Raw genomic sequence first — 12,500 nt, forward strand, 5'->3', positions numbered from 1 at the left:
TGACGGTGAAGAAGAACAAGGTGGCGCCGCCTTTCCGCACCGCCGAGTTCGACATCATGTACAACGAAGGCATCAGCACGGTCGGCGATCTGGTCGATCTCGGCGTTGCACTGGACATTCTAAGCAAGCGCGGCGCTTTCTATCGCTACAACGATGAGCTGATTGGGCAGGGCCGTGAAGCGGCCAAGGAATACTTGCGCCAACACCCCGCAGTGGCAATGGAGATCGATGCGCTGATCCGCGCCAAGGCCGGGCTGCCCCAACGAAGCGTCCCTGTACAAAATGCAAACAGCGGATAGCCATGGGCGAGCGCTCCTAAACATGGCTGGCCTGCCTGGCGCGATAGAGTTTGTTCAAGTTTTCTCTAGCGCTGCGGCGGAAAGGAACCAGCTGTCACACGATTCAACGCAATCTTATTCAGCCGACCGTCGGAACCGAACAGGTCGGTTGCACCAACTGCGCTGTAGCGTTGGCTGCAGCGCAGTTGCGTTTTTAGCAAGGGGGGATCGCGCTTCATCGCAACAATGTGAAGCGACGGTCGACCTGGCAGATGGATGTGAACAATTTATCACACTGGTGAGGTCATCGCTCTATGGATAGCGTTATTCTGACGATCACCCTGGTGCTCCTCTTTACTCTGCTCGGCGCAGGCCTCGCCGGCTACCTGGCCTACTCCAGAGGAAGGGAAGCCGGCGTAAAAGCAGAAAAGGAGCGCCAGGACGCCCTACGACAAGGCGCCGAAGAACATGCGGCGCGCATCATCGCCGAAGCGGAAGCGGCGGCTCGACAGACGCAGTTGGCGATCAAAGAAGAGGAAGTGCAACGCCGCAAGGAGATGGACGCAGAAGCGCAGCGACGTCGCGCAGAACTGGAGAAGATCGAAGAGCGCCTGCAAAATCGGCTGGACACCGCCGAAAAGCGCCTTCAGCAGATCGAGAACCGCGAACGCAAGCTGGCGCAGCGTGAACAGCGTTGCAACGAGCGCGAGGCGCGGCTCGCCAGCGCCGAAGAGGAATGGCTGAACGAGCTGCAACGCGTGGCCCACATGACGGTTGAGGAGGCGCAGAAGGTGCTGCTCGAACGGGTGGAGCAACAGACGCGGCAGGAGATGGCGCGCAAGATTCGCGAGGTGGAGGCGCAGGCCGCCGAAGAGGCGGACCGTCGCGCGCGCGAGATCATCACCCTGGCCATCGAACGCATCGCCAGCGACCACGTCAGCGAATTCGCCGTCAGCACCGTCGACCTGCCCTCCGATGAGATGAAAGGACGCATCATCGGGCGCCAGGGCCGCAACATTCGCGCCATCGAACAGGCATTGGGGGTGGACCTGGTGGTCGACGACACGCCCGAGGCCATCATCATCAGCAGCTTCGACCCCATCCGCCGCGAGGTGGCGCGCATGGCGCTCAGCAAACTGGTCTCCGACGGGCGCATCCATCCCGCCCGCATCGAGAAAGAGGTGGAAAAAGCGCAACAGGAGATCGAACGCATCGTCGTCGAAGCAGGCGAGCAGGCGATGCTGGAGGCGGGCGTCTCCGGCCTGCATCGCGAGCTGCAGAAGATTCTGGGGCGTCTGAAGTTCCGCACCAGCTACGGCCAAAACCAACTGGCGCACGCCATCGAGACTGCTAAACTGGCGGGCGTGATCGCGGCCGAGCTGCATGCGAATGTCAAGGTGGCGAAGATGGGCGGCCTGCTCCACGATATCGGCAAGGCGGTCAGCCACGAGATCGACGGACCGCACGCCATCGTGGGCGCCGAGATCGCGCGGCGCTACAACGTCCCGGAAGTGGTGGTGAACGCCATCGCCTCCCATCACGGCGAGGTGGAGCCGGAATCGATCGAGGCGGTGATCGTGGCCGCAGCCGACGCCATTTCCGGCGCACGGCCCGGCGCGCGCCGCGAATCGCTCGAAACGTACATCAAGCGCGTGACCGAACTCGAGGAGATCGGCAACAGCTTCAAAGGCGTCATCCAGACCTACGCCATCCAGGCGGGCCGGGAAATTCGCGTGCTGGTGCGACCGGAGGAGATCGACGATCTGGCCGCCATCCAACTCAGCCGGGACATTGCCAAGAAGATCGAAGACAATCTACAATATCCCGGTCAGATCCGCGTCACGGTCGTGCGCGAGACGCGGGCGGTTGAATACGCCAAGTAGACGTTGAATTTCCGTGAGCCGGATGCGCTTTCCATCCTGGAGCGCATCCGGTCAATCGCATGGAGGGGTGTTCGTGGCGACTTCCACCATCGATCTCACGCTGCCCTATGAGACGCGCGTGAAGAGCGCACTGAACAACGCCCATCTGCGCGTGGCGTTGGAGCGCTCCACCGGGCGCATGGCCGGACAGCGCGCGGCGGCGATGAACGCCGTCGACGGGCGGTGCCTGCGCGACCAGGTGCGCCAGATGAAAGAATACGTCCTTCGCCACCTGCCCGACCTGCTGGAGCAGTTGGAGACGAACGTCACCGCCAACGGCGGCCATGTGCACTGGGCGAAGGAAGCCATCGACGTGCAGCGCATCGTCGTTGAGATTGCGCGCAGAGCCAACGTCCAGAAGGTCGTCAAGGCCAAGTCGATGGCGACCGAGGAGGTGCATCTCAACCAGGCGCTCCAGGCCGCCGGTATGAAGGTCGTCGAGACCGACCTGGGGGAGTTCATCATCCAACTCGCCGGCGAGCCGCCCAGCCACATCATCGCCCCTGTCATTCACCGCCGCATCGAAGACATCTCCGACATCTTTCAACGCGAGCTGGACATGCCGCCGACGCTCGACCCGCAGGTGATCTGCAGCGCCGCGCGCGCCGCCTTGCGTCGAGAGTTTCTCAGCGCCGACATGGGGATCAGCGGCTGCAATTTCGCCATCGCCGAGACCGGCACCTGCTGCATCGTCACCAACGAAGGCAACGGGCGCATGACCTCGACCCTGCCGCGCGTTTATGTCGTTGTGATGGGGATCGAGAAACTCGTGCCCACGGTCGAGGACGCCTTCTTGCAATATCAGGCGCTCTGTCGCAGCGCCACCGGCCAGCAGTGCAGCGTCTATCTCTCGATGACGAGCGGCCCCCGCAGACCGGGCGATGTGGATGGCCCAGAAGAATTCCATCTGGTGCTGGTCGACAACGGTCGCATCGATATGCTGGCCAAAGGCTACGGCGAGGCCCTCTGCTGCATCCGCTGCGGCGCGTGCCTCAACGTCTGCCCCGTCTATCGGGAGATCGGCGGCCACGCCTACGGCAGCACCTACAGCGGACCGATCGGCGCCGTGATCAGCCCCAGCCTCCACATCGAAGTGACCGACGTCGACAAGCTGCCCTACGCCAGCACGCTCTGCGGCGCGTGTCGAGAGGCCTGCCCCGTCAAGATCGATCTGCCGCGCATGTTGGTGGAGTTGCGCCGCGACGTAGTGGAGGAGGGCAGAGCTTCGTTCTTCGACCGCACCGCCATGCAGGCGTTCCTGCAGATGATGCAGAACCCAAGCCGCTACGAGGCAGCCGGTAAACTGGGCAGCCTGGGCACCCGTCTTTTCGCCGCCCTCAACGGCGGGACGGTCAAATCGATGCCCGGCCCGCTCTCTGCATGGACGAAACGGCGAGACTTTCCACCGCTTGCCGGACGCAGCTTTCGCGAGCAGTGGCGAGAGCGGCTGAAAGGGCGCAAGGTGATCGGCCCATGAACTCGGAGAAGACCGATGCGCCGGAGGGCCCAGAGAAGGCAGCGCAAAACGCTCGCTGCCTCTCTGCGCTTTGGCGGTGAAAAATCGCATCACTTGAAATAGAACGACGCCTGGTTTGGCGTCTCAGCCGACTGGAAATGCAAAGTCAAAAGAAAGGAATGCAAAATGTACAAAGTTGTGTTGCTTCGTCACGGCGAGAGCACCTGGAACAAAGAGAATCGCTTCACCGGCTGGACGGACGTCGATCTGTCCGAGCGCGGCCGCGAGGAGGCGCAGCGCGCCGGCGAGGTGTTGCGCAGCGAGGGCTACACCTTCGACGTCGCCTTCACCTCGGTGCTGAAGCGCGCCATTCGCACGCTCTGGTATGTGCAGGATGTGCTCGACCTGATGTGGATTCCGACCTTCAAGGCCTGGCAGCTCAACGAGCGACACTACGGCGCGCTGCAGGGGTTGAACAAGTCGGAGATGGCGGCCAAATACGGAGAGGAGCAGGTGCTGATCTGGCGACGCAGCTACGACGTGCCGCCGCCGGCGCTCACTCCGGACGATGAGCGCTATCCCGGCCATGATCGTCGCTACGCCGGTCTGAGCAAGGAACAGCTGCCGCTCACCGAGTCGCTGAAAGATACGGTGGCGCGCGTGCTTCCCTACTGGAACGCAGAGATCGCGCCGGTCATCAAGTCGGGCAAACGGGTCATCATCGCTGCGCACGGCAACAGCCTGCGCGCCTTGGTTAAATATCTCGACAATATGAGCGAGGAGGCGATCATCAAGCTCAACATTCCCACCGGCGTCCCGCTGGTGTATGAGCTGGACGACGCGCTCAAGCCCATCAAAAGTTACTATCTGGGCGACCCTGAAGAGATCGCCAAAGCCGCCGCCGCCGTCGCTGCGCAGGGCAAGGCCAGATGAGGTCGTCGCCTGCCTGAATTGCCAGGTCGGCCCTCCCCTTTTGGGGGATGCAGCGCATCGAGATGTGTGACATAGTGAATGCGACGAAAGCAGGAAATTTCCCCAACTAAGGAGCAAACTATGTCAGAGACACTGCAAACCTTTTCCGATGCGCTGGCGGCTCTGGTGGAGCGCGCAGGTCAGAGCCTCGTGCGCGTCGAAGGGCGCAGCCGACTGTCGGCCAGCGGCGTCGTTTACACAGCCGACGGCGTAATCGTCACTGCGCACCATGTCGTCGAGCGCAACGAGCACCTGCGCGTCGGTTTGCCGGACGGACGGTCGGTCGAAGCCACGCTGATCGGTCGAGACCCCGGCGCCGACCTGGCGGTTCTGCGCGTGACGCAGGAGGCGCTGAATCCGGCGACCTGGGTCAACGCCGATGAACTGCGCGTTGGCCACCTCGTGCTGGCGACGGCGCGGCCTGGCCGCTCTGTGCAGGCGACGCTCGGCGTCGTCAGCGCGCTGGGCGGCCCCTGGCGCACGGGTGCAGGCAGCGAGATCGATCACTATCTCCAGACCGACGTGGTGATGTATCCGGGTTTTTCCGGCGGCGCCCTGCTGACCATGGACGGCCGCATCGCCGGCGTGAACACTTCGGCTCTGGTGCGCGGCGCCAGCGTCGCCATCCCGACGCAGACCGTGGCCCGCAGTGTGGAGACGATTCTCAAACATGGGCGCATGCCGCGCGGGTACCTGGGCGTTGGCCTGCAAGCTGTGCCGTTGGACGCTGCGCTGCAAGCGTCGCTCGGTCAGCAGACCGGGTTGATGGTGATGTCGGTGGAGGCGGGCGGACCGGCGGCGCAGGCGGGGCTGCTGCAGGGTGATGTGTTGGTGACGCTCGACGGCGTCGCCGTGCAACGCCTGGAGGAATTGCAGGCGCTGTTGACCGGCGAGCGCGTTGGCAAGACGGTTCCCGTGCGCTTTGTCCGCGCTGGCGCGCTTCAGGAGAAAAACGTCGCCATCGGGCAAAAATAGGCTGTAGACGAAGATTTTGTCCTCCTAAACCTTTTCTGTTCTGCAAGAGGTCGCTCAAAAGCGACCCCTTCTTTTTTGGGTCGACGCCGTTCTTCCCGGGAAGCTCCTTATTTTTTTGACGAAATCATCTGGCTATGTCGTAGCTGCGGCTCCCGGCCGTAGGCTCTTTGGCGAGCCGTGAAGTTTTGGGTGAATCGTTGTGGAATCCACAGTTCGTTCCTGCTTGCATTCACCATGGTGAGCATTTTGGATGTTTCCCAACAGAAATTCGTTTAATGTTAAATTAAATTTCCTGCATGTTGAGCAAAGGCAAACGTCTTGCCGGGGCGTCTTTTTTTCACAAAGAGGTTTTTACAAGGAGAAAGGAGTTGCATTATGCCATTTCAGATCGACAGCGCTCATTCCGAAATTCAATTCACCGTCCGCCATATGATGGTGTCGCGCGTGCGCGGCGTCTTTGAAAAGTGGGGAGGGACCATCGCCCTCGACGTCGAGAATCCGGCCAACACCACCGTTGACGTTTGGATTGATGCAGCGAGCATCAACACCAAAGATGCGCAGCGCGACGGCCACTTGCGCTCGGCGGATTTCCTGGACGTAGAAAATTACCCGAAGATCACCTTTAAGAGCACGTCCGTCGAGCTCACGGGAGAGAACACCGCCAAACTGCACGGAGATCTGACCATCCGCGGGGTGACTCGCCCTGTGACGCTCGATGTCACCTACAACGGCAGCGCCAAAAGCCCCTGGGGTTCGATCAGCTACGGTTTTAGCGCTTCCACGACTATCAATCGGGAGGATTGGGGCCTGACCTGGAACGCTGCGCTGGAGACCGGCGGCTGGCTGGTCGGCAAAGAGGTGCGCATCGACATTGAGCTGGAGCTGATCCAGGTGGCTGAGCAGGAGAAGGTGGCTGCATAACGGTAAGACCTTGCGGGTCGTTGAGGACGTGCGGCTGCGAGCTGCGCCACGGCGTTCCCTTCTCCCCCTCTCCCAATGCTGGGAGAGGGGGCCGGGGGGTGAGGGCCGCACCCCGCACCCATCGAGAACGTGCGGCTGAGAGCCGCACCTACGATGAGCCCAGGGTATTTTTCGTAGGTGCGGCTCGCAGCAGCGCTTCCTTGGATTTCTCGAGACCTTGCGGGTCATTGAGGACGTGCGGCTGAGAGCCGCACCTACGACGTTCCCTTCTCCCCCTCTCCCAGCATCGGGAGAGGGGGCCGGGGGGTGAGGGCCTCCATCGAGAGCGTGCGGCTGAGAGCCGCAACCTCTGGCGTTCCCCTTTTCCCCAAGATTTCTTATCGGTGCGAGGGTTATATCCCTTCAACCTCCGCTTGCGTCAATCCGAAGAAAGTCGCAATTGCCAGCGAACGCTGTTGGATCAAAGCATGCAGACGCGCCGGCAGCGGGTTGAAAGGCTCCAGTGTGATGCGCAACGCATCCCCTTTGCGCGCATAGCGCCAGGTGGCGACGGCGACGCCTGCATCGAGCACGACGCCTTCGATGTGGCCGGCGCTGCGAAAGACCCGCTTATAGTGCGCCGCCGGAACGATCCAGCTTTTGTCCTTGTGCGCCAGCAGGAGGGGATCGAAGCGATGAAGCATGTGCAAAGAGCAGAATGGCGGCTCAGTCGTCCTGGTGAACTCCTCCAGGTCTTCGCGCAAGAGGTGCATCGCTTGCCCATTCACGCTCACCTGCGCCAGTTCAGGTTCGAGCGCCGCCCACCAGCGCCGTGCACGTTGACGCTCCGCTCCGCGCCAATGTGCGTAATCCTGAAACGTCGCAGGGCCGTAGGCGCGCAGATAACGACGCGCCATTTCCACGTTGGCGGCGTCGGGTTCCGGCGGCTCCCAGCGCAGGTCGGGGCGCCAGAACGCGCGATGGGCGAACAAGCCTTCGCCGCTGCGCGCAGCATGACAGGCATGGCCCCGGCGCACCAGGTCGGCGAAGACGCCGCCCCACGGCGAAAGATGCTCTTCATCGTTGAAGAGGCCGGAGGCGCGCAGATCGGAGCGTCCCATCACGCCTTTTTGACGAAGGAGCGCCTCTGCCTGACGAACCAGCTCCATGTAGGCGTCATACGTCTCCGCCTTTTCGGCGGCGCGCGCCCACCAGCTCTTGCTTCCGGCCAGCATTGCGCAAATCAGCGGCCAATCCCCGGTTGCGTAGATGTGCAGCGTTCCGCGCTGCCCCCACAATTTCACCAGCGAGCGCTCCTCATAGAGCAGCGCTTCGTAGCGTGCATAAGTCAGGTTGGGCGTGCGGTTGAACAGCGCCAGACCCGCCGAAGGGTGAATCTGCGCCTGAATGCCGCCTAAGACCTCGGCGGCCAACCCGGCGTTAGGAAAGGGGGCGAACAGGCCGGAACGACGGATGCGGAACCAGCGCAGTTGTTGAATATCAACGGGTGCAGGCGTCTGCTGCATAGGATGAGTGTCTGATTCATGAAAAGAACATTTGTGCTGGCTTCAGTGTATATCATGGAAGAAATTTGGGCGAATTCGGTGGAGGACGTCGTCCTTTTCGCCGGGTTGTCGTCCTTTTCGCCGGGTTTCGGTCCAGCAGAGAGTGCGCCAAGGTCGGTTCCACTGCATCCCCTGGTTTCGTTCGGTCTCACTTCAGGGCGGCGCAGCGCGCCGACGTCCCCCATATGCTATACTTTTTCCTTGCTTTGCCCGCAGCTTCAACTTGTAGGGGAAATGAGGAATGACCGGTCCACTCCATGATCTCAAGCTGATTGAATTCGCCGGCATTGGGCCGGGGCCGTTCGCCGCCATGCTGTTCGCCGACATGGGCGCTACGGTGGTGCGCATCGAGCGCAAAGCCGCAATGCGACGTCCGCTCAGCCCCCTGAACCTTGGCCCGTTCGACGTCCTCAGCCGGGGGCGGCTGAGCGTGGCGCTCGACATCAAACGACCGGCGGGTCGCGAGGCTGCGCTGCGCCTGATCGAACAGGCCGACGCGCTGATCGAAGGCTTTCGCCCCGGCGTCATGGAGCGACTAGGATTGGGGCCGGAGGTCTGTCTGGCGCGCAATCCGAAGCTGGTCTACGGCCGCATGACCGGGTGGGGACAGACAGGGCCGCTCGCGCACGCCGCCGGCCACGACATCAACTACATTGCGTTGAGCGGCGCGCTGCACGCCATTGGGACGACAGAGCAGCCGCTGCCGCCGCTCAATCTGGTCGGCGACTTTGGCGGCGGCGCCCTGATGCTGGCCTGGGGCATGATGGCGGCGCTGTGGGAGGCGCAACGCTCCGGGCAGGGACAGGTCGTCGACGCGGCCATGACCGACGGCGCCGCGTATTTGATGACGATGATCTACGGCGTCAAGGCAGCCGGCCTGTGGAGCAACCAACGCCAGGCCAATTTGCTCGACGGCGGCGCTTTTTTCTACGGGACCTATGAATGCAGCGACGGCAAGTTTGTCGCCGTCGGCCCGATTGAGCCGCATTTCTATGCCTTGTTTCTCGAGAAGCTCGGCGTCGATGACCCCGAACTCGCCGATCAGTTTGACCCCTCCGCCTGGCCGCAGCAACGCGCAAAGCTCGCCGCTTTCTTTCGCATGCGCACGCGCGATGAATGGTGCGCCCTGTTGGAAGGCACGGACGCCTGCGTTGCGCCCGTGCTCGACCTGGACGAAGCGCCCCTGCATCCGCACAATCAGGCGCGGCAAACGTTCGTAGAGGTCGACGGCATCGTGCAGCCGGCGCCTGCGCCGCGCCTCAGCCGCACGCCGGCTGCATCTCCCGCCCCGCCGCCGGAGCCAGGCGCGGACACGGAGAAAGTGCTGCGCGCCTGGGGATTTGGCGAGGCGGAGATCGAACATCTGCGCGAAGTTGGCGCGATCGAATAAATCAGACGTTTTCATTCGCGGCGACGGGCGTCGAATCCGTATTGTCGCAGCACATGCCGCGCTACGACGTCCTTATGCACCTCATCGGCGCCGTCATAGATGCGGGCGGCGCGTTCATGCCGCCACCAGAAGGCGAGCACGACATCGTCGGTGACGCCCAGGCCGCCGTGCACCTGGATGGCGCGGTCGAGCACGCGCTGCAGCACGTTGGCGACGAAAAACTTGATCGTGGAGATTTCGATGCGCGCCGCCGAAGCCCCGACGCTGTCGATGCGCGCCGCGGCGTCGAGCACGAGCAGCCGGGCGGCGTCGATCTCGGCGCGGCTTTCGGCGATCCAGTGCTGAACCACCTGCTGGGCGGCGATCGGGCGGCCCGGCGCCAGCTCGCGGCGGACGGCGTAGCGACACATCAGGTCGAAGGCGCGCTCGCAGATGCCGATCCAGCGCATGCAGTGGTGAATGCGACCGGGCCCCAGCCGCTCCTGCGCCAGCGCAAAGCCTTCGCCCTCCGCGCCGATGCGATTGCTGACCGGCACGCGGCATCCTTCAAAGCGCACCTCGCCGTGGCTGAGCCAGCCGCTTCCGCGCTCGCCCATCAGCGAGATGTTGCGCACCAGGACAAAGCCGGGCGCATCCAGCGGCGCGATAATCTGGCTGGCGCGACGATGGGGTTTGTCCGCCTCCGGGTTGGTGATCGCCATCACGACGGCGAAGGCGGCTCCCTCCGCCGCCGTGGTGAACCACTTATGCCCGTCGATCACGTACTCGTCGCCCTCGCGCCGCGCGGTTGTGCTCATCCACACCGGGTTGGAGCCGGCGTGCTCCGGCTCCGTCATGGCGAAACAACTACGCATCTTGCCTTCCGCCAGCGGCCGCAGCCAGCGCTCCTTTTGCTCCGGCGTTCCGTGGGCCAGGAGCAGCTCCATGTTGCCGATGTCGGGCGCAGCGCAGTTGAAGACATAGTGGCCGAGCGGGCTGCGCCCCAGCTCTTCGCTGACGCGGGCAAAGTCGCGCAACGTCAGCCCCATGCCGCCGTATTCGGGAGGCAGATGAGGCGCCCACAGCCCCATGGCTTTGACTTCCTCACGCAGCGCGTCGAGCTGCGGCGCAACGGCGTCGAAGCCCTGCTGCAGCAGAATCGGCTCAAGCGGATACAGGCGCTCCTGAACAAAGGCGCGGATGGCGTCGAGATAATTCATGGGAGGATCTCTTTCGGGTGTTGGCGGTCAACGAATTCAACCATGGGACGCAGTGCGTCCAGGTTTGCCTGGAATGGAGAATAGGATCAGAGGCGTTTTTTGTCAAGGAAACAGCATCGCTCTTTGAGCGTCTTCAGGCGATGAACCGCAGCGATTGGCCGAACGCTCCGGCAGTGTTATGATTCGCCGCAGAACGCAGGATTGCAACAACCGGATCGCCCATCGATAGCCTTTCATCCGAGACTTCTTTTTTCACCTTTCAGGAGGTCATCGCCATGAATCTTGCCGAAGCGCTCCTCGATGCGTTGCACCGGCACGGCGTGCGCGAGCTGTTCGGAATCCCTGGCGATTTCGCCCTGCCGTTCTTCAAGGTGGTCGAAAACGCCGGCATTCTGCCGCTCTATACGCTGAGCCACGAGCCTGGGGTCGGCTTTGCCGCCGATGCGGCGGCGCGGCTGCGTTCGGCGCCGGCTGCAGCCGCCGTCACCTACGGCGCGGGCGCGCTCAACATGGTCAACGCCGTGGCGGCCTCCTACGCCGAAAAAGTTCCGTTGGTCGTGATCTCCGGCGCCCCTGGCCGCGCCGAGTCGAGCCGCGGGCTGCTGCTCCATCATCAGGTCAAATCGCTCGACTCGCAGCTGCAGATCTATCGCGAGATCACATGCGACCAGGCGCAGCTCGATGATCCGCGCACTGCGCCCGCAGCCATTGCACGCGTGCTGCACCGCTGCGTCACCGAATCGCGGCCTGTCTATTTCGAGCTCCCGCGCAGCGCCGTCTTTGAGCCCTGTGCGCCGGTGACCCCCTTCGAGGCCGACCCCAGCGACCCCGAGGCGGTGCAGGCCTGCGTCGCAGAGGTGTTGCAGCGGCTGCGCGAGGCGAAATCGCCTGTGTTGATGGTTGGGGTCGAGGTGCGCCGCTTCGGACTGGAGGCGAAGGTGGATCGATTGGCGCAGCGCCTGGGCATTCCGGTCGTCACTTCGTTCCTGGGGCGGGGGCTGCTGGCCAACTCGTCAGCGCCGGTGTTGGGAACCTATCTCGGCGTGGCGGGCGACCCAGCAATCACGCAGCTGGTGGAAGAGTCCGACGCCTTGCTGCTGCTCGGCGTGATCGTGTCTGACACCAATTTTGGCGTCTCCGGCAAACGGCTGAACCTGCGCCGCGCCATCCACGCTGAAAATGGCGCAGTCACGCTGGGGCATCATGTCTATCCCCATATCTCTTTAGAGGCGTTCGTCGATGGGTTGCTCCTGCACGCCTCGCCGCTGGCCGCCGCTGCGTCCTCCCCACGCTCCTATCCCCATGGCCTGCCTCGCGACGATCAGCCGATTCAGCCGATCGACATTGCCTGCGCCGTGAACGACTTCTTCGCTGTGCACGGTCGGCTGCCGCTGGCGTCGGACATGGGCGATTGTCTTTTTACGGCGCTGGAGATGGACAACACCGAGCTGGTGGCGCCCGGCTACTACGCCACGATGGGCTACGGCGTCCCGGCAGGGTTGGGCGTGCAGGTCGCCACGGGCCGTCGTCCGCTGGTGCTGGTGGGGGACGGCGCTTTCCAGATGACGGGGTGGGAGCTCGGCAATTGTCGGCGCTATGGTTGGGATCCGATCGTGTTGCTCTTCAACAATCGAAGCTGGGAGATGTTGCGCGTCTTTCAGCCGGAGAGCCGTTTCAACGAGCTGGACGACTGGCGCTTTGCCGCGCTGGCGGAGGGGTTGGGGGGCGTAGGCGTGCGCGTGACGACGCGTGCAGAGCTGGCGCAGGCGCTTGAGCTGGCGGCGCGGACGCGTGGGCGCTTTGTTCTCATTGAAATCATGCTGGCGCCGGGCGCCGTCTCGCC

Annotated in this window: 9 protein-coding genes and 1 pseudogene (1 of these 10 running past the window's edge); 8 read left to right on the forward strand and 2 right to left on the reverse strand. The window is 63.3% G+C overall.

What is annotated here, in order from left to right:
* The 6 genes and pseudogenes from Q0367_RS08780 to Q0367_RS08805 all read left to right on the forward strand — a co-directional run.
* A pseudogene (locus Q0367_RS08780) lies at positions 1–299 on the forward strand (DNA recombination/repair protein RecA); the annotation flags it as partial.
* A gap of 293 nt (positions 300–592) precedes the next feature.
* Complete coding sequence (gene rny / locus Q0367_RS08785) at positions 593–2,161, forward strand: ribonuclease Y (protein ID WP_297635335.1); 1,569 nt, start codon at positions 593–595, stop codon at positions 2,159–2,161.
* Positions 2,162–2,234: 73 nt separating this feature from the next.
* Complete coding sequence (locus Q0367_RS08790) at positions 2,235–3,677, forward strand: LutB/LldF family L-lactate oxidation iron-sulfur protein (RefSeq protein WP_298981671.1); 1,443 nt, start codon at positions 2,235–2,237, stop codon at positions 3,675–3,677.
* Between the two features lie 165 nt (positions 3,678–3,842).
* Entirely contained in the window at positions 3,843–4,589 is a 747-nt protein-coding gene (gene gpmA, locus Q0367_RS08795; RefSeq protein ID WP_298981673.1) for a 2,3-diphosphoglycerate-dependent phosphoglycerate mutase, read from the forward strand.
* 120 nt (positions 4,590–4,709) lie between these two features.
* Positions 4,710–5,603 carry a S1C family serine protease gene (locus Q0367_RS08800; RefSeq protein WP_298981675.1) on the forward strand — a complete coding sequence of 298 codons (894 nt, stop codon included), beginning with the start codon at positions 4,710–4,712 and terminating at the stop codon, positions 5,601–5,603.
* 375 nt (positions 5,604–5,978) lie between these two features.
* Positions 5,979–6,524, forward strand: coding sequence for a YceI family protein (locus Q0367_RS08805; RefSeq protein WP_298981678.1), 546 nt, complete (start codon positions 5,979–5,981; stop codon positions 6,522–6,524).
* 392 nt (positions 6,525–6,916) lie between these two features.
* Here Q0367_RS08805 and Q0367_RS08810 read toward each other — a convergent pair whose 3' ends face one another.
* A complete protein-coding gene (locus tag Q0367_RS08810) occupies positions 6,917–8,029 on the reverse strand; it encodes a winged helix DNA-binding domain-containing protein (RefSeq protein ID WP_298981680.1) in 1,113 nt (370 codons plus the stop codon).
* A 280-nt stretch (positions 8,030–8,309) separates the two neighbouring features.
* Between Q0367_RS08810 and Q0367_RS08815 the strand changes: the two genes are divergently transcribed.
* On the forward strand, positions 8,310–9,458 hold the full coding sequence (locus tag Q0367_RS08815) for a CaiB/BaiF CoA-transferase family protein (RefSeq protein WP_298981682.1): 1,149 nt from the start codon (positions 8,310–8,312) through the stop codon (positions 9,456–9,458).
* 11 nt (positions 9,459–9,469) lie between these two features.
* Here Q0367_RS08815 and Q0367_RS08820 read toward each other — a convergent pair whose 3' ends face one another.
* Positions 9,470–10,657 carry an acyl-CoA dehydrogenase family protein gene (locus tag Q0367_RS08820; RefSeq protein ID WP_298981684.1) on the reverse strand — a complete coding sequence of 396 codons (1,188 nt, stop codon included), beginning with the start codon at positions 10,655–10,657 and terminating at the stop codon, positions 9,470–9,472.
* Between the two features lie 275 nt (positions 10,658–10,932).
* Here Q0367_RS08820 and ipdC point away from each other — a divergent pair, with 275 nt between their 5' ends.
* Positions 10,933–12,500, forward strand: the 5' portion of a protein-coding gene (gene ipdC, locus Q0367_RS08825; RefSeq protein WP_298981686.1) for an indolepyruvate/phenylpyruvate decarboxylase. Its footprint extends 49 nt past the window's final position; only the first 1,568 of its 1,617 coding nucleotides appear in the window; it begins with the start codon at positions 10,933–10,935; its stop codon lies off the right edge, out of view.

This window comes from uncultured Caldilinea sp. (assembly GCF_937128415.1).
Lineage (GTDB): Bacteria > Chloroflexota > Anaerolineae > Caldilineales > Caldilineaceae > Caldilinea.

Coding starts and splice junctions, on each gene's coding strand:
- Q0367_RS08805 (WP_298981678.1), top strand. CDS start 5,979: ATGCCATTTCAGATCGACAGCGCTCATTCCGAAATTCAATTCACCGTC.
- rny (WP_297635335.1), top strand. CDS start 593: ATGGATAGCGTTATTCTGACGATCACCCTGGTGCTCCTCTTTACTCTG.
- Q0367_RS08815 (WP_298981682.1), top strand. CDS start 8,310: ATGACCGGTCCACTCCATGATCTCAAGCTGATTGAATTCGCCGGCATT.
- Q0367_RS08800 (WP_298981675.1), top strand. CDS start 4,710: ATGTCAGAGACACTGCAAACCTTTTCCGATGCGCTGGCGGCTCTGGTG.
- Q0367_RS08810 (WP_298981680.1), bottom strand. CDS start 8,029: ATGCAGCAGACGCCTGCACCCGTTGATATTCAACAACTGCGCTGGTTC.
- Q0367_RS08820 (WP_298981684.1), bottom strand. CDS start 10,657: ATGAATTATCTCGACGCCATCCGCGCCTTTGTTCAGGAGCGCCTGTAT.
- gpmA (WP_298981673.1), top strand. CDS start 3,843: ATGTACAAAGTTGTGTTGCTTCGTCACGGCGAGAGCACCTGGAACAAA.